The organism is Ramlibacter sp. AN1133 (genome assembly GCF_037890035.1).
Taxonomy (GTDB): domain Bacteria; phylum Pseudomonadota; class Gammaproteobacteria; order Burkholderiales; family Burkholderiaceae_C; genus Ramlibacter.
In genome coordinates this window covers 224130-240186 of sequence record NZ_JBBKTQ010000009.1, presented here as the reverse complement: position 1 = coordinate 240186, position 16057 = coordinate 224130, and the positions used below count along the sequence as shown (strand labels likewise).

General features: G+C 67.2%; 16 protein-coding genes. 6 read left to right on the top strand and 10 right to left on the bottom strand.

Annotated elements, in window-relative coordinates; genetic code table 11:
• The first annotated feature begins 117 nt into the window (after positions 1 to 117).
• The 6 genes from WG923_RS15335 (at position 118) to WG923_RS15310 (ending at position 3841) form a co-directional block, all read left to right on the top strand.
• Positions 118 to 717 carry a hypothetical protein gene (locus tag WG923_RS15335; RefSeq protein ID WP_340351836.1) on the top strand — a complete coding sequence of 200 codons (600 nt, stop codon included), beginning with the start codon at positions 118 to 120 and terminating at the stop codon, positions 715 to 717.
• Entirely contained in the window at positions 714 to 2369 is a 1656-nt protein-coding gene (locus WG923_RS15330; RefSeq protein WP_340351835.1) for a DUF4942 domain-containing protein, read from the top strand. The genes WG923_RS15335 and WG923_RS15330 overlap by 4 nt, the downstream gene beginning before the upstream one ends.
• Positions 2366 to 2515 carry a hypothetical protein gene (locus WG923_RS15325; protein WP_340351834.1) on the top strand — a complete coding sequence of 50 codons (150 nt, stop codon included), beginning with the start codon at positions 2366 to 2368 and terminating at the stop codon, positions 2513 to 2515. The genes WG923_RS15330 and WG923_RS15325 overlap by 4 nt, the downstream gene beginning before the upstream one ends.
• Positions 2512 to 3186, top strand: a complete 675-nt coding sequence (locus WG923_RS15320; RefSeq protein ID WP_340351833.1) for a hypothetical protein — start codon at positions 2512 to 2514, stop codon at positions 3184 to 3186. Before WG923_RS15325 ends, WG923_RS15320 begins: the two co-directional genes overlap by 4 nt.
• Entirely contained in the window at positions 3183 to 3455 is a 273-nt protein-coding gene (locus WG923_RS15315; RefSeq protein ID WP_340351832.1) for a hypothetical protein, read from the top strand. The genes WG923_RS15320 and WG923_RS15315 overlap by 4 nt, the downstream gene beginning before the upstream one ends.
• Before the next feature lie 77 nt (positions 3456 to 3532).
• Entirely contained in the window at positions 3533 to 3841 is a 309-nt protein-coding gene (locus WG923_RS15310) for a hypothetical protein (RefSeq protein ID WP_340351831.1), read from the top strand.
• A gap of 35 nt (positions 3842 to 3876) precedes the next feature.
• On the opposite strand, the gene WG923_RS15305 is transcribed toward WG923_RS15310, so the two are convergent.
• The 10 genes from WG923_RS15305 to ruvB all read right to left on the bottom strand — a co-directional run bounded on the left by WG923_RS15305 (position 3877) and on the right by ruvB (position 15485).
• On the bottom strand, positions 3877 to 5460 hold the full coding sequence (locus WG923_RS15305; RefSeq protein ID WP_340351830.1) for a hypothetical protein: 1584 nt from the start codon (positions 5458 to 5460) through the stop codon (positions 3877 to 3879).
• Between the two features lie 120 nt (positions 5461 to 5580).
• The gene (locus tag WG923_RS15300; RefSeq protein WP_340351829.1) at positions 5581 to 6219 is read right to left on the bottom strand and encodes a DUF4124 domain-containing protein; all 639 of its coding nucleotides are present in this window, start codon (positions 6217 to 6219) and stop codon (positions 5581 to 5583) included.
• On the bottom strand, positions 6216 to 6932 hold the full coding sequence (locus tag WG923_RS15295) for a DUF7281 domain-containing protein (RefSeq protein ID WP_340351828.1): 717 nt from the start codon (positions 6930 to 6932) through the stop codon (positions 6216 to 6218). The genes WG923_RS15300 and WG923_RS15295 overlap by 4 nt, the downstream gene beginning before the upstream one ends.
• Positions 6933 to 7015: 83 nt before the next feature.
• Positions 7016 to 8272, bottom strand: coding sequence for a hypothetical protein (locus WG923_RS15290; protein ID WP_340351827.1), 1257 nt, complete (start codon positions 8270 to 8272; stop codon positions 7016 to 7018).
• Entirely contained in the window at positions 8269 to 8970 is a 702-nt protein-coding gene (locus WG923_RS15285; protein ID WP_340351826.1) for a hypothetical protein, read from the bottom strand. Before WG923_RS15285 ends, WG923_RS15290 begins: the two co-directional genes overlap by 4 nt.
• Positions 8960 to 12661, bottom strand: a complete 3702-nt coding sequence (locus WG923_RS15280; protein ID WP_340351825.1) for an ATP-binding protein — start codon at positions 12659 to 12661, stop codon at positions 8960 to 8962. Before WG923_RS15280 ends, WG923_RS15285 begins: the two co-directional genes overlap by 11 nt.
• 358 nt (positions 12662 to 13019) lie before the next feature.
• Positions 13020 to 13271 carry a hypothetical protein gene (locus tag WG923_RS15275; RefSeq protein WP_340351824.1) on the bottom strand — a complete coding sequence of 84 codons (252 nt, stop codon included), beginning with the start codon at positions 13269 to 13271 and terminating at the stop codon, positions 13020 to 13022.
• A gap of 93 nt (positions 13272 to 13364) precedes the next feature.
• The gene (locus WG923_RS15270) at positions 13365 to 13868 is read right to left on the bottom strand and encodes a lytic transglycosylase domain-containing protein (protein ID WP_340351823.1); all 504 of its coding nucleotides are present in this window, start codon (positions 13866 to 13868) and stop codon (positions 13365 to 13367) included.
• On the bottom strand, positions 13865 to 14323 hold the full coding sequence (locus tag WG923_RS15265) for an A1S_2505 family phage non-structural protein (RefSeq protein WP_445322934.1): 459 nt from the start codon (positions 14321 to 14323) through the stop codon (positions 13865 to 13867). Before WG923_RS15265 ends, WG923_RS15270 begins: the two co-directional genes overlap by 4 nt.
• 82 nt (positions 14324 to 14405) lie before the next feature.
• A complete protein-coding gene (gene ruvB / locus WG923_RS15260; RefSeq protein WP_340351821.1) occupies positions 14406 to 15485 on the bottom strand; it encodes a Holliday junction branch migration DNA helicase RuvB in 1080 nt (359 codons plus the stop codon).
• Between the last annotated feature and the right edge of the window lie 572 nt (positions 15486 to 16057).

Here is a 16057-nt window from a genome sequence, read left to right as displayed (position 1 = left end):
GGGGCCCAGGCGCAAGGAGTGCGTTGTGGACGCCAGTTTCTCTGCACGCGCACCTGTTTGGCACTAAGCACCTGCTCCCGTATCTTGTTCTGCAGATATATCCTGAAGCAGACAGAAATGCGACTCCACAAGAACGGCGAGCACCTCGAGATCCAAGGCATCGTCCGGGCCAGCCGCATCGAGGTGCGCAATCCAATTCTGGCGTTGCCCGCGGCGGCCGCGCTGACCTCGCTGGGCACAAAGGACCGGAATGCCCTCGCCCAGTCCCTCGCAGACCTGAAGCGCGAATGCGCCGCGCGTGCACTACCCGCCTGGCACCAGCGCCGCACGCAGGCGGCCACGTTTTGGAAGGCCGCCTCGGTCTACTGCGGCCACATTGCGCGGGCTACGCGCGGTTGTACCTCAATGGCCTCCTGCAGCCTGCAGACCGCCCTGCCCTCGTACTCGCCCGGCGCCAGCGCGGCGCGCATCCATCGCCGCGGCTGCCTCAACCCACTGCTGGCCCTGCCCGCCGCTGCGGCCGTCGGTGCGCTCGACGAGGCGCCGCGCGGGGTGCTTGCCGCGGTACTTGCGGACTTGGCAACCATGTGCCGCGATCGCGCGGAGCGCGACTTTCGCCGCCATAAGGCGCCCATGGCAGCCTACTGGTGGGAGTGCTCGGTGTTCGCGCGGCACGTCCGCCGGGCAGTGCTTCAACCGGCGGGGTTCTTCGCATGAGCACGGTCGTCGACATCCTGGATCCTTCCGGCCTTCAGGTGCTGGCTGGCGATGAGCCCGAGTTCTTCGCACCCGCCACGGCCAACCTGGTGGACCGGCTGATCAGCGAATACCGGGCCGCACGCCGGGACGTGGAGGCGGTCGCTTCGATCATGTCCGCCCCCGATCATCGTGGCGCGCTCTCCTACTTCCTGGAAGGCAACGCCGACAAGACGGACCGCCGCTACGGCCTGCCCTCGGTGGAATCGCTGTTCAAGCTCGACGGCGCACTGGGAAAGCTCAATGCCACCTACTGGAGTCGCGCCCTGCAGCTCACTGACGTCTACGACTGCATGCCGCAAAAGAGACGCGACGAGTGGAACGAACAGATCCGCGAAATGAAGACGCCCGACTTCGAAGAGGAGACGGTTCGCTCCACGCTGGAGGCGCTGCTGGCTTTGAGGACGCAGTTCTTTGCCGAGCGCATCGACGGCGTCTTCCGCGGGCTCTCCGGTGAGCACGTGACCAACCGCCCCGAAGGCTTCTTCAAACGGATGATCCTCTCCTACGTGTTCGACCAGTTCGGCACGGTGAACTACAACATGGCGGGCCTGATCAACGACCTACGCGTTGTCGTGGCCAAGTTCATGGGCCGCGACGAGCCGCGGTATGCCACGGCCGGCACCCTGCTGACGCGAATCATGGCATCCGGAACCGGGGAGTGGAACTCGATCGATGGCGGCGCTTTGCGCGTGCGCGTCTACAAGAAGGGCACTGCCCACCTCGAGGTGCACCCGGACATGGCCTGGCGGCTCAACCAGGTGCTGGCCTATCTGTACCCGCTGGCCATCCCCGCGCAGCATCGCAAGCGGCCGGAGCGGCGTCAGAAGGACTTCCCGCTCATGCAGCGGCCCCTGCCCTTCCAGGTGCTGGACCTCTTCGCTTCCCAGCTCGATCGCCACGGGCGGGGCGGCAACAGCTTCACCTTCGGCTACGACGCCAAGGCCAACGCCCGCGCATACGACGAGGCCTCGCGGGTTCTGGAGCTTCTCGGGGGCACCCAGACGCGATCCGGCTCCTTCGTCTTCGACTACCCAGTGCACCCGGTGCTCTGGACCGTGGTCACTACCGGGTGCGTCCCGGACGAACGCGCCCACCAGTTCTATCCCACACCAGAGCGGCTCGGCGAGGAATGCCTGCGTCTGGCCGCGATCGGCCCGACGGACACCGTGCTGGAGCCGAGCGCGGGGCGCGCGGCCCTGGCGGAGCACCTGCCGGTGGAGCGCACGACGTGCGTGGAGATCTCGGCGCTGAACTGCGAGATCCTGAGGGCCCGTGGCTTCCACACCGTGCAGGCCGACTTCTTGGCCTGGAGCCGCGAGCAGCATGCCGCCGGCTGGCGGGCGCAGCGCGTGGTCATGAACCCGCCCTTCGCCAACGGGCGCGCGCAGCTGCACGTCGAAGCCGCGGCCAGCCTGCTGACCCCTGGCGGCAGGCTGGTGGCGATCCTGCCGGCCTCCATGCGAGACAAGGAGTTACTGGCCGGCTTCGAGCACACCTGGAGCGAGGTCTACGACAACGAGTTCGCGGGGACTTCGGTTTCGGTGGTGATCTTGGTGGCGCAGGCGGTGGCTGGCCCCGCCTGCGCCACCGCGGAAGGAAAGCAGCCGTGAGCCGCCGCGCAGAGCGCATCAACGTCCTGCCACTGGATGGCTGGATCCGCGAAACCTCCAGGAGCGCGCACATGCAGTGCGTGAGGGCCTTGCTGCGCTACGGCATCGTCGGCGCGTCGTTGCGTAAGCGCGAGGCAGCGTCGTGAGCCAGGACGAACGCGACTACTGGCGCGAGCGCGCGGCCCGCAACCCAGATCTGGACTACTGCTACAACCCGAAGCAGTTTCGTGGATCGCGGAACCGCTCGCCCCTGGCCAGTGCACCTCGGGGTCGGGTGTCTGTGGCGCGCCTTCTCGGCTGTGTCCTGCTGCTACTGCTGCCCTGGTGGTGGCTGACGCAACCGCACGCACAAATGTGGCTGCGCGAGCATCTCGCGCCGCACCCATCTTCCCGAAAAGCAGTGTCGGCCTCACCCGCGGTAGCATCACCGCGTGCTTTGCTCGTGGGGAGAGCGCCCCTCTGGTACCAGGAGCCTTATGGCCCCGTCGCCCCGTTCGAGATCGTGGCACCTGCGGGCCAGCGCTCCTTCGTTGTACTGGTGAGCCAGTGGGCCTCCAACGCGCGGGTCGTCCAGGTGCCGGTGGCGGCAGGCAGCCGCACTCTTGTGCAGCTTCCGCTCGGGGAATACCGACTCCTGATCGTCGAGGCCGCGCAGCCTGCGAATGCCGCAGCGCCGGTGGCCACCGGCACCAGGCGGAGCATCGCGCCCCTCAGGTTCTACGCGATGGGGGGCCAGGTCGTGGGCAACGTGCTGGACTTGGGCGCGAACCTGGATCCGCTGTTTCCGCTGGTACCTGACATTGGGAAGTCACCGTGAAAGCCGGCCTCGTCATCATCCACATCAACCAGCACGCGATTCGAAAAAATGCCAAGGAAGGCACGCGCGACCCCGTGATCACCGTAAAGTCTAAGGATTCGAACGTGTACGGCCACTCGGTGGAGATCGACGGGCCGAGCACCGTGGTCTATTCGCCGGACAAGCCGCTCTCGTGCGGGGCCCGCTGCTGGATAGAAACGACTGCGCCGGTGCGCGTCATCGGGGCGGCTGCACCACCACGTAGCGGGCGCAAATCGCTCCAGCGTTAAGCAACCCTGACGGGCTGGCCATGCGCAGTGTGTTCCGCATTGCTCCCCTCCAGACCCTTTGCTAGCCTCAACGAACAATGACCGACCACCCCATCGAATCGACGGTCGCGACGAGTCATCTGCGCGTGGAGCTTTCGCTCTTGGCCATCGCGATCGTGAGCTTCAGCGGCGGGATCAGCTGGTATCTCGTGTACCAGCTGCGATGGCGCGACACGGATGTCCTGGGACTGCTTCCTCCAACGGCGTCTGCGGTCCAGAACTTCGCCCTCTACGCGGTGCTGATCGGACTGGCCTTCGCGGCCGCAACGGCGCCGGTGCTGGTTCTCTCGCGGGTGTACAAGCGGCACGCAGGGCCCGCCGGGGACACTGGGCGCTCGCCTCTCTAGCTCAGTGCGGCCGGGTCGACTCGGGCCCAAACTTGTTATTCGGCCGCTTCGTCGCGCGCCTTCAGCTTCGCCGCCTCCTCCTGCAACGTCGAGAGCTGGTCCATCAGATCCTTCTCCATGGACTTCGCTTTGCGCTGGATGGCCTCCACGGCCTTCATCGCAGTGTTCGCCGAGGTGTTCATCTCGTCGAAACCGTTGAGCTGTTTACGGATGCGCTCGATGGCTCCATCGATCGTTGCAAAGCTCTTTGCGTCCTTCTTCCCATGGCTGGCGGCCCGCACAGAGATGGCGGTGGCCACCATGTGGGCGGCACGCAGCCACACGTCGCTGGAGGCGTCCTCTGCGTCCCAGCGCAACATGACATCGTTGCCGAAACGCTGGAACTGGGGGATGCTCGGCTGCGCGGTCCTCGCCGAATGCACGAACACGCACACCGCCGCATCGCGGTTGCGGCGTGCCGTGTCGGCCTCCTCCAGCGAGCGGGCCAGGTCGTAGCTGGCGTGCTGCTTGGCCTCGAAGACGATGCGGGCGCCTGCGGCGATCTTCTCGGGCCCGATGGTGACCACGTGGTCGCCGACCTTGCAGTGGGGGATGACGCCCGTGGTGGCGCCCGTCTGCTCCACCACGTCGCCACCGGCAGCCACGAGCTCACGCAAGGCCGCTGCCAGCGAGTCCTCGAATTCCAGTCCATGCTGCGTCCCGCGGGCAGCCTCCTGGCGGCGCACCTGCATGGCCTGCACCGCTGCGTTGAGTGTGTCGACCAGTTTGGTGGAGGTCTCCACGTTCACGCGCTGGTGCTCCTGCAGCATCACGGAGATGCGCTTGAGCGCCGAACCCTCGTTGTCCAGGGAGAGCTCGTTCGTCAGCTTGCTCTGCGTCTCCTCGACACGCCCCACCAGCCGGCTGAGAGCGGAGTCAGGCTTGTCCAGGCTGAATTCGGCCACGACCGCGGCCATGTCCTTGGAGAAGGCTTCGGTGAGGTCGCCATGCTTCGCTCGCAGCTCCGACAGGAAACGAACAAGGGCCCCTTCCTTGTTGTCCAGGGAGAACTGGGTGAGGATGGCTGCGTTCTGCGCCTGCACCACTCCATCGAGCGTCCTCTGGAGGGTGGCGACCAGTTGGTTGTCGCCGGAGGGGTCCAGCGCCTTGAGCAGATCGCTGTTCTCGCCGATGAACTGCTCGAACACCTTGCCCAGGGTTTGCTGCGCCTCTCGCACCTGCAGTTGCACCACCGTGGCCAGTTCACCATCGGCCTTCGTGAGGCGGTTCACACGATCGGTGAACAGCCCTTCCGAAGGATCGAAATACTTCGAGAGCGAGTTCGTGACCCGGTCCTCCAACTTGCCGCGCCATGTGTTCAGACGCTCACCCAGCTGCGTCATGAGGTGTTCCCCTTCGCGGCGCACCGTGTCGCTGTCCAAGGTGCCCTTTGCGGCCTTCAGGCTCAGGACGCCGATCTTCAGCGCGGTGACCAGAAAGTTGGTGCGCTGCTGGCCCTCTGGATATTCGCCCATGGCCAGCAAAACCTCGGGGTCGCTCACGGCGAACGTCACGATCGCCGGCTCGCTCGTGGTCGAGGGCTTCGTCAGGATGGGAGAGATTTCAGCGTTGCTCGTCATGTGGGGCATTATCGGCGGGCGGTGTACAAAAAAACAGCCCCGGCCGGAATGCCTGTGTGGGTGCGCCCAGGGGTTGGCCAGTGGAGACCGGTGCTTCGAGATTCGCGCAGCTAGGCCGGCTCACCGGCACGACAAGGCGTCGCCGGAACGTACGCAGAATGCTCCGTCCTGCCGCGTGAAGTTCCCTCCAGCGCTGTCGGTGTAGCGCGAGCCGTCCCATCCCCAGCAGCCCCCGCCGTCGCAGCTTGAGAAGACCGGACCCGCCGCCCCCTGCGTCGGCGCGGCCGGCGCAGGCGCCCGCGACGCGCGGCGTTGCGCGCGCAGTTCCTCTTTGCGCATCTGCATCTCAGCCGCCGTCATCAGCGGCCGGCAACTCCTTGCACGCCTGACCTGCTCGCCGTGCACTTCTCGGTCCAGCGCATCCAAAAGGATGCTGCTGGCGGCGGCTTCCACGTTGCGCACTTCACGATCGTCAAGGCAAGACGGACGCTGCTCCTGAACGGATCCTCGATCTGGCGTGGGCTCGTTCTCTGCCGCCTGGCCGCGGCGAGCCCGTTCCACCTCTCTGCGCTGGGTCAGCTCCCCGGGCGGTACCGCACTGGGCTTGCGCGCGTCGAGAAGCTGCCCTGCGCCGGCGCACGGCGCCTGGGAGTACGTGATTTTGCCGTCCGGACCAGCGCACTTGAAAACCTGCGCGTGTGCGGTGTGCGCAGCCACGAGGATCCCAAGGGCCAAGCTCGTTACTACAGAAGGCTTCATCGCGGGAAATTCTCCTGGTTGAGGCCACATTGGAGCACCTTCAAGCGGGCCCACGCCTCGCGTACGGGCCCTTCCGTGATCGTGTCCAGCACCGCCCTGCAGCCCGCCGCTTGGTCCAGGTACAGGTGCGTGCGTTGGTAGTGCCGCGTCGACGCCTCAAGCTGCTGCCAGGGCGGCAGGCAAAGCGCCTCCAGCCGCGGGCCCGCCGCCGCCATCGCGAGCCCAGCAGGGTCGAAGTCGTAGAAGCCGAGAACCGGCTTGGCGACGGCTGCGACGAACGACGCCGCAGCACCCGTCGGGAACGATCCCGGCATCCCGCGAAACACCGCCAGGGTGCGCCGGCGCCGGATGAAGTCGCGCTCCAGCCATCCGAAGGAGTGCAGCTCCGTGAGCGGCTCGAGGTTCTCGCACACGAGCATCACGTCGAAAGAGTTGGCGTCCAGCTCCCGCCAGTCGGCGGCGATGAACCGGCCGCCGGCAGGCAACTGCACGTCCATGTGCAACGGCACGACCGCCAACAGGCTCTCCATCACGGGGGCGGCGCCGGCCTTCTCGGACCCGCCCGGGCCCGCAGCGCCGCGGCGGCCGCCCGGGGCCGGCGCAGCGACCTCGAATCCACGGCTGCGCAGGGCGTTGGCCGCCGCCAGGTAGTCGCGCTCCTCATAGTCCACACGCGACCGATTCGGCCGCCCGATGTGGTGCGCTGCGGCCATCGCAAGCGCCATCTTCCCAACTCGCTGTGCTGGCCTCTCGGCGACGAGCCTGCGAAGGAACGCCGCTTCCGACGGGCTGAAGCTCACTGTTTGGCCACCTGCACCATGGCGTCGCGGAAGGTGGTGGCCAGCCGGCGCCCCGGCTGCGGCGGGTTCATCAGCAGGTCGACTTGGAAGCGTATCTCCGCGCCGCGCAGCCGGTGGGGCCGGTCTTCCAGTGCGCAGATGGCCAGCATCAACCACGAGGCGGGCCGCAGGCCGGTCGACGCCGGCGGCCGCAGGGCTGCAGCGGCCGCATCCTGCGCGTGCCACTGCACCAGAGAGATCGGAGTTGCGGCGTCGAGTACCTGCAGCTTCAGGCGGTGCAGCGCCTCTGCATAGGCGTCGAGCACTGGCTCGCCCTGCTCCTCACGCACCACCGCCATGCGTTTCGGTGGCTCGGGCTCGCGCGCCACTTTGCGAGGGGGCAGGCTCTGGACGATCAGCTCCACGTCCTTCCGCACCTCGGCGAAGTCGTCCTGGGGATCCACATGGGCCCGCAGACGGTGAGCAAGCGCGGTGGCCAGCAGGACGTCTGGGATCTGCTCCGGCAGGTCCGCCTCCGGGCCGCGCCACGAAGGCTGTTGCGCCATGAATGCATCGGCGCGCGCGAGGTTGCGCAGGTTGGCCTCTACCTGACGCAGCAGGAACACCTCGGCGCGCAGCCGGGTGAGCACCTCCGACAACTCGCCCGTCCAGCCGGCCATGCGCGTCAGGATCACGCGTCGGATGACCGTGCCAATGTCCCAGTGCTTGGCCTCCGCGTGCCGCGCCAGGTCCTCGGCACGCACGACCAGCCGGCCCAGGTCCGTCTCCAGGGCGCGCGCCTGGCGCTCGTACCACCTGTTTTCGGACAGCTTCGCTGCCAGCGTCTTGGCCGTTCCATAGCGCAAACTGACCATGCCGGTGAGAAAGGCCACGTTGCTCTCGGTGGCGTCCGCGATGTCGTAGACCGTGTTTCGGGTGCTTGCCTCCAGCGAATCGAAGGCCACCTGGTCGCGCTCGCGCGCCGCCGCGTCCATCTCGTCACGCAGCCACGCCAGCGACGCGATCGCCTGCCCGATCTCCTTCAACGACTGGAAGGGGGTGACCAGCTGCAGGTGGTCCTGTAGGTACTCCCGCAGGCGTGGATGGAGCCGCCAGCTGTCCTCGCCGGCGGGGCGCAGCGCGCTCGCGCCGCGCAACGCCGTCGTCACGCTCCTGGGGATGGCGTCCTGCAGGACGGTGCCGCCCTCCACCAGGCTCTCGATGTGGGACGCATGTGTGCGCAGTGCCCCCAGCGCGTCGCGGATCTCGCTCACGGGCTATCTCCCGCGCCTCCGTCGCCCGAGGTCGAGGCGCCGGGGACCGGCCCCCCATCGTCACCCTCCTGCGCCAGGTCCATCTGTTCCTCCTGGTGTGCCTCGTCCTCGGTGTCGGACATGGACGGTGTGTATTCCGCCATCAATGCGAGCGTCTGGTACAACCATCTGACCTTCCCAGTCACCAGGTAGACCATGTGCGACGGGTTGGCCAGGTGCAAGAAGCCTTCCTTCTCAAGCAGCTCCAGGATCCGCGCAAGCCGGTCGGCACTCGATTCCGTAGTGCGTGAGCCGTGCACATCGCGCATCTGCTGCAGCCGCCGGTCCAAAGATGTTGAGCCGCGCACCGCCTCCATGAGGGCGGACTGCACCACTTCCTGTCCAGGCTGGAGCTGTTCGCCGCGGCCCTGCGCTTGGCGCACCGTCTCCAGGAAGCGCACGGCCGGCTGCAGCAGGTCGCGGAGATTGCGGAACTGCTCGCGCACCTGCGCCTTCTGATCGTGGTCCAGGCTGTTGAAGGCCATGAAGAACGCGCCACCGTCTTCGAGCTGGCACAGGCGGTAGCCGATCTCGCCCAGCCAGCGCTCGGCGCGCTCCCGGCCTTCGGGTGCGTCGAGCGCCTCAAATTCGTCCGGGAAGCGGACCGGGCAGACGAATTCCCCCGCGGTGAGGAGCTTGAGGGCAGCGCTAAACCACATGAAGGGCCTCGCAGTCGGCGGTCACGATGTTGCCGTTTGGATAGAAGCGTGCGAGGCGATCGAACATCTCCGCGGCCCCTCCCGAAGCCTCGGGGGCTGCGCTGATCACGTCGATGTGGTTTTCGTCGAGAGTGTCGAGGAACGCCTTCAAGTTGAAGGAGTCAATTCTGCCGACCTCGTCGCAGATCCAGGTCACGCGCACGTTGCCCCCCGCGTCCTTGCGCACCATGCTCGCGAATCCCATGAGGAACAGGGCGACGATCAGCATGGTTTGACCATTGCTCGCATAGCGTTTGAACTCGTCTTCCCGGCCGATCGTGCGCTCGCGTCCGTTCACCTGCAAAGAGCACTCCAGGCGTACGAGCTCGTTCAGGCTGGTGCGGATGCCGCCCTCGCGCGAGAGCAGGTCGCGCAGCTTGCGCATCAAAAGCACCTCCTCGGCACCCGGCAGCTCCAGGTCCCGCGCCATCGGCGCGCTGCTGGCGCGCGAGAGCGACTGGCGGCTGTCCGCAAGGTCCTTCATGCGTTGCAGATCGCCGATGTACTCCAGCGACTTGACGGTGGAGCGCACACCGATCTTCAAATTGCCGAAGCTCGGGAAGCGCGTCACGCGCGACATCTGGTCCTGAAGCTCGCGGTTGAAGCGGCCGATCTCGCGATCGAAGTCATCCAGGTCCTTCACGAACTGGCGGGCCTGTCCCAGCACGCCGGTCAGCTCGTTGCGCAGCGACACCACAGCTGAGGTGTAATCCGTGTCGTACCACTCGCACAGCATGCGTCCGCGGCGCAGCGCGTCCAGATGACTCGCCAGGTCTTGAAGCTCGGGGAGCTCGGTCTCCTTGCGAGCAAGCCACTCCGTAGCCGGCCCTTCGATCACCTGCATGGCCTGGCGTATCGCGCGAATGTGCCCATTCGCCGCCCCTACATTCGTGGCCAGCTCCGAATTCCTCCTGCCCACTTCGCGCAGCAAATCCTCGGTGAGCCACGTGCTCACCGGAAAGCTTCCGGACGGCGGGATGATCACGAGCAGCTCGCGTGACAGCAGGCTTTGCAAGCTCGCGACCTCGTCGCCGGCGGACCGGTGCTCGTGGTCGACCCGATCCAGCTCGTCGCGCACTTGGCTGGCATGCTCACTGACGGCCTCCTGCGCCTGGCTCCAGCGTGCCTGGGCGGCGCCGCGGGCGTCCCTTGCCTGAGCCAGCCGCACCTGTTCACCCGGCAGGCGCACCATCTCCCGGTCACGGAAGACCCGCCAGGCCGTCACTTCGTGACGGTTCTGGGAAATGGCGAGCAGCCGCAACCCCAGCTCGCCGATCGTGCGGGAGACTGCCTGCACTCGGGTCGCGTCGACGCCGGCGGCGGTCAGTTCCTGCTGCGCCTGCAGGTCGATGCGCTGCACGCCCTGGGCGGCGCGCTCGTTCGCATCCGTCAGCTCCTTGTCGAGCCGCTGCCCGGCGGCCGTATTCTCCTGGCGCGCCGACGTACGCTGCGCATCGAATTCCGCGGATAGCTTGCGGCGCTGTTCGGCCAGCTCGCGCGTGAGGAGCCGTTGCTCCTCTGTAAGCGCACCGATGGCGGTCCGTACCGCTGCAAGCTCCTGCGTGAGCGCATCCTTGCGCTCCACCAGTTCAGCCTCAGCCTGGTCCTGTAGGTCGGAATCCTGCTGCTCCAGGCGCACCACGGCGTCATGTGCGGCGGCGGCGCGTGCCCGTGCCCGCGCCTCGCCCTCGGATGCTTCCGAGGCGGTCGCGCCAGCGCGCCGGGCCAGCTTGAGGGCTTCCTGTTCTTCCGCCGCTGCGCGCTGCAGGGCCTCCCGGGCCCGCTCGATCTGCCGGCGAAGCTCGGGCTCGTCCAGCCAGTCGGGAACCTCCACCCCCTGGACGGCCACCGTGATCGTCCCCACCGCCACCGTGCCGGCCTCACCACCGGCGGCATCGGGGTCGTGCCGCGGGGCGAGGTCAGTGCGATGCAGCAGCTTCGGGTCGATCACCCTGGCAAGCGAGCGCAGATCGTCCGGAGCGGTGGCGCGCAGGAACTCCAGCAGCGACCCCGCCTTGGGCTGCTGCCGGCCCTCCAGGTCCTCGACCTGCCCTCTGCGGGCCGTGAGTGTGGCCTGCGCGGCCTCGTGCTCGCGCAGCTTGCGATCGCGGTCCCGTTCGGCCTCTTGCAGTGCGCGCTGCGCCGAGGCGAGCCCGGTCCTAGCCTCCAGATCGGCGCCGCGGGCCACTCGCAGATCCCTGCGCACCGCGGCCAGCGCCTGCTGCATTTCCTGCGAAGCGGAAGGGTTCTTGATGGCCTGCTGCAGCTCGCCCTGCTGGCGGGCGAGGTCCTGGAGCAGCCCCGGGAGCTCGCCCAGCCGCGCCGGCGTCGAGGTAGTCTCCTGAGCCTGGATCTCGTCCAGGCGCAACTCCTCCAGCCGGCGGGTCAAGGCGGAGGCAAGCTCCGCCTGCCGCTGCGCGACGCGCTGCTGCACCGCGGAACGTGCCGCCTCGATCTCGCGCTTGCGTTCGTCGGCGCTCGCCAGGATCCCCTGCGCCTGGCTGTCCAGGCTGGCCTTCTCGGTTTCGGCCTCGGTCTTCTGTTCCAGCAGCGCCGCCTCGCGATCGTGTTCCGCCTCGAGGTCTGTGATGCCGATGACGCGGTAGTGCTCCTGCTGCTGCTCGATGGAGCGCACCGAGTGCTGGAGTGCGTCGACGGCGCTCACCTGTTCGTCATAGGCCGCCTTGGCCGCGGCGGCCGTGCTGGCCAGCCCGGTCGCCTCCTGCTCGCCCTGCTCCACCACCCGGCCGCGCCGCACCCGGTTCGCAGCCATCGCGGCTTGCTTTTGCTCGATGAGCGCCTCGGCGGCCGCGCGCATCTGCGACAGCTCCAGGTTCAGCCCCTGGATGGCCTGGCAAGCCTTTGCCAGCTCCACCGCCAGCGGCCGCTTCGCCTCCACCTTGGACAGGTGGTCCTGGGAAACGAGCCACGAGGACACGTCCTTGGCGGGCTTCTTCAACTCGCGCATGCTCTTGCCTTCGGCCCCCAAGCGCGCTGCGATGCGCCCCGTCACGATCTCCTGCAGTGTGTTGAACGACAGCGCCTCCGGACCCATGGCCGCGGCGATCTGATCCAGTCCTCGCAGCATGCCCGGGGCGAGCGAGTGCTCGGCTGCCAGGCGGCGAAAGCGCACCATGTCCCTCGTCTCGGCCTTGTCGCCCAGGATCACACAGCGGTACTGCGACAGTGAGAGGGCTGGCGACACTTCAAAGCCGAGACCCTCCGTCTGCGACTTGAATTCGTCTCGCTTCAGGAACACCCAGCCCGAGCCGTCTTCCCTGGTAAAGAATCGCTCGTCGAAGCCGGCTTTGATGATGTGGAACTGGGGAGCATCCTCGTCGGGGGCGCAGTGCACGACCGTGCACCGCAGATCGACCTCGGAGTCGCGCTCATATTCGAACACCACGCAGCTGCTCGGCTCCGGCAGCATGTGGCGCATCATGCTTTCGTGGCCACTACCTCGCAGGATGCGACTGGGCTGCGCGCCGTAGAAAAGCGGCAGCAGGCGAAGGAAGCTGGTCTTCCCGACGCCGTTGGCGCCCAGCGCCATCACCGCCCCGCGCGTGTCCAAGTCCACGATGCGGCACGACGTGCCTTGGTCCCGAGGCGTCCTCAGGTTGATGCCGATGATTCGGCGCAGTCGGTGCGGCATGCACCCCTCCTCTGATCTTCTTGGTGTCGCTCTCGCAACCCCGATTGTCCGTCACGTTCCCCTCGAAATCTCGGGCGCGGTCAACGCCTGAAGCCGGTCGTGACCTGGATATCGCAGTTGCCCCGTCGCTGGGGCGACACGCGATCGTGACACTGTGCGGCCTTCCCTCGAACTCGAAGTGGTCCAGCCGCAGATGCACGTCGCCCTGGTGCACATAGCTGTGGTTCTTCTTCGGAACACAGGCCGTAAGCCGGGCGTGAGCGCGTGCACGGCCTCGCGCCGCTGCACTCCCTACTCCGGGGGCGTCAACCACGCGCAGTGCGTCCAGCACGAAACTGGTCCCTCCGGTGCGGCTCGCTCACTTCGCCGTCGGAGGGAAGATCAGCGTGGCCGACTCCGGCCCGCGGCGCAGGTAGCCCTGGTCACGGCGCGCCAGGGTCAGCGCGATCCAGACGGACCCTCCCACGAAGCCGATGGCCACGATGCCGAACAGCATCTCCTTGTCGCGCGGCATGCCCGCCAGGAAGGCGGTGACCACGAGTGCGAACAGGGCGGCGGCCACCAGCAGCAGCGCTGCGGCAGCACGGACATTGATGGATCTGGATTCCACGGACCTCTCCTTGATGTTGGTCAGGCTGTCAGATCCAGGATACGGATGACCAGCGCAGCGTCAAACGGGCACGCGGGCACGCGGGAAGGCGCGTCACTTCACCGTCGGAAGGGGCTGCAGCGGCCCGCTCAGTACCCCCATGCGCGTGAGTTCGTTGGCCAGAAGTAGCTGGTACCGCACGTTGCGAGCTGGGGTGCGGCTGTGATAGGCCGCGTATCCAGCCCAGGTATTGCCATAGCGCAGTAGATTCTTGCGCACCAGCCAGGCGGCCACGTAGGTGTTGGTACACCCATCCATCAGCCGCGCGGGCGCCACGCCCCAGCGGCCGAGTTCGGCGAAGTGAATGGAGTTGATAGCCGCGCGACCCACGTCCTGCGTGCCGTTGGAGTTGACGGTCACCTGGCGCTCGCGCATCCCTTCGACTCGAAGGATGGCTGCCAGCATCGTCGGGTTCACCTCATGGAAGGCGGCCGCGCCTGCGATGCACGCCTCCGCGGAGCTCGACCCGTGAGCAGCGGAGCCGTGTGCCACTGAGGCCATCACGCCCAGCAAAGCAACGGCCGCGACCCGCTCGCACCAGACTCCCACGATGCTCACGCCGGCTCGGGTGCGGCCGCTGCCGGCGCCGCGGGCCTGGCCGCCCCGCGCACCTGCTCCACGAAAGGGCGCCACTGCTGCGGCAGGGAGCAGTTCGGCGGCGCGCTCGCAAACAGCGGCCCCATGACGTTGTCGCTGTAGCCAGCGAGCCCCGTTCCGACAGCGGTCACGAAGAAGTCCTTCTTCGGGTTGGCCCGCGCGTATTCGAGGAATTCGCGCACCCCGCTGCGCACCTGCTCAATCGACAGCACGTTGAGCGAGCCGTCCTTCGTGGGGATAGCGTAGGCCTGGCCCGTGGGCCCGGCACCCACGCCGTACTGGGCGCGGAAGTTCACGTGCGCAATCTTGGCGGCGCCTTTGCCGTGGCGGCCGCGGAGATTCGAGCCAAATACGAACACCCACTCTCCGGAGGGGATCACGTTATCAGGATGGAACTTGTACGTCGTTTCGATCATGGGCGGAGGGCGCGCGGCTGCGCGCGAGGTTGGGACGGTGTTCTGCGCTGAGCAGGAAATGAGGAGGACGGAACGGCCACGATCAGCAGCCTCGCTGCCTCTCGCGGGCAATCGTGTCACGTTGCACGTGCTCGAGCCCGGCGGCCAGCGCCACGCGGCCGCGCGGGCCGCGCTGGATGTAGCCTTGCTGCATCAGGTAGGGCTCCACCACGTCCTCGATGGTGTCGGCCTCCTCGCCGATGCTCATGGCGATGTTGTCCAGGCCCACCGGCCCGCCGTCGAACCGGACTACCAGCGCCTCGAGGTAGCGCCGGTCGCTGTCGTCCAGGCCCTGTTCGTCGACCGCCAGCATCGAGAGCGCGCGGTCCGCAACGACAGACGTGATCCGGCCGTCGGCAGTCATGTCGGCCACGTCCCGAACGCGGCGCAGCAGCCGGTTCGCGATGCGCGGCGTACCGCGCGAGCGCCGCGCGATCTGGCCGGCGCCGGCGGCGTCGATCTCCACGCCCAGAAGCTCTGCGCTGCGCCGCACGATGGCCGTGAGATCCAGGGCGTTGTAGAACTCCAGCCGCCCCAGCACGCCGAAGCGGTCCCGCAGCGGCTTGGTGAGCATGCCCATGCGGGTGGTCGCGCCCACCAGCGTGAAGGGGGCCAGGTCCAGCTTGATGCTTCGGGCCGCCGGTCCCTCGCCGATCATGATGTCGATCTGGAAGTCTTCGAGCGCCGGATAGAGGATTTCCTCGATCACCGGTGACATGCGATGGATTTCGTCGATAAAGAGCACGTCGCGAGGTTGCAGGTTGGTGAGCAGCGCCGCCAGGTCCTTGGGCTTTTCCAGTACGGGCCCCGACGTCTGGCGTAGCCCGACTCCCAGCTCCGCGGCGATCACATGCGCCATGGTGGTCTTGCCCAGCCCGGGCGGCCCGGACAGCAGCACATGGTCGAGAGCTTCACCGCGGCCGCGCGCCGCGCGGATGAACACTTCCAACTGTTCGCGGAGCGCGGGTTGCCCCACATAGTCGGCCATGCAGCGCGGGCGCAGAGCCCGGTCGATGCTGGGTGCCGGAGCGGCGGCGGCTTGTTCACCAACGCGGCCGGGATCAGGTTGTTGCGCGCCCAGGACCTGAGCGACCTGGCCTGCGAAATCTTCCGTGGTGATCATTCTTTTAAGGTTTGTACCATTATCCATCCGCGGCGTCCATTGTTCAGACGGCCAGCGGCCGTGCTTAGTAGTGGACGGTGGACCGATGCCAGTGCCTGCCGCGCTCACGCGCGCTTGCCTCCCTGGCGTTTGCGATCGCGGCCGCCCCGAGGTCGTCGAGGTTCGCTCGTTCCTGTCCGGCACTCAACGGGCTCACCCACCAGCCGCCCGGATTGGCATGGTGTTCGTCCAGGTGCTTCTCGGCTGCCGCCTGGTCGGGGAAGGGGCCGTGGGCCGTTGCATATTCGCGCCAGTCCCAGCTGCCGGCGAATCCCCGTCCTGCAGCAGATAGAACCACTCTTGCGGCGCCACCTGCAGGATCTGGCAGTTCAGACCCGTGCTCATTCGCTTCTCCTGTTTGTCTCCTGCCATCGTAGGCAGAACTCAACAGCAAATCCAACGTCCCCGGCCTGCAGCCCAGACCTGCGCTTGCGGCCTCACGGAAAGCTGCTAGGCGCTCCGTTTCCGCTGTGGTAGCCTCTGCATCGGTATACGCCTGCGGAGTGCGTTTTGTGATTTCGCTGCGGTGCCTT

Bases quoted from the DNA above. Each gene is read 5' to 3' on its own strand.
- WG923_RS15335 (WP_340351836.1), top strand. From the start codon at position 118: ATGCGACTCCACAAGAACGGCGAGCACCTCGAGATCCAAGGCATCGTC.
- WG923_RS15330 (WP_340351835.1), top strand. From the start codon at position 714: ATGAGCACGGTCGTCGACATCCTGGATCCTTCCGGCCTTCAGGTGCTG.
- WG923_RS15310 (WP_340351831.1), top strand. From the start codon at position 3,533: ATGACCGACCACCCCATCGAATCGACGGTCGCGACGAGTCATCTGCGC.
- WG923_RS15305 (WP_340351830.1), bottom strand. From the start codon at position 5,460: ATGACGAGCAACGCTGAAATCTCTCCCATCCTGACGAAGCCCTCGACC.
- WG923_RS15300 (WP_340351829.1), bottom strand. From the start codon at position 6,219: ATGAAGCCTTCTGTAGTAACGAGCTTGGCCCTTGGGATCCTCGTGGCT.
- WG923_RS15295 (WP_340351828.1), bottom strand. From the start codon at position 6,932: ATGGCCGCAGCGCACCACATCGGGCGGCCGAATCGGTCGCGTGTGGAC.
- WG923_RS15285 (WP_340351826.1), bottom strand. From the start codon at position 8,970: ATGTGGTTTAGCGCTGCCCTCAAGCTCCTCACCGCGGGGGAATTCGTC.
- WG923_RS15280 (WP_340351825.1), bottom strand. From the start codon at position 12,661: ATGCCGCACCGACTGCGCCGAATCATCGGCATCAACCTGAGGACGCCT.
- WG923_RS15265 (WP_445322934.1), bottom strand. From the start codon at position 14,323: ATGATCGAAACGACGTACAAGTTCCATCCTGATAACGTGATCCCCTCC.
- ruvB (WP_340351821.1), bottom strand. From the start codon at position 15,485: ATGATCACCACGGAAGATTTCGCAGGCCAGGTCGCTCAGGTCCTGGGC.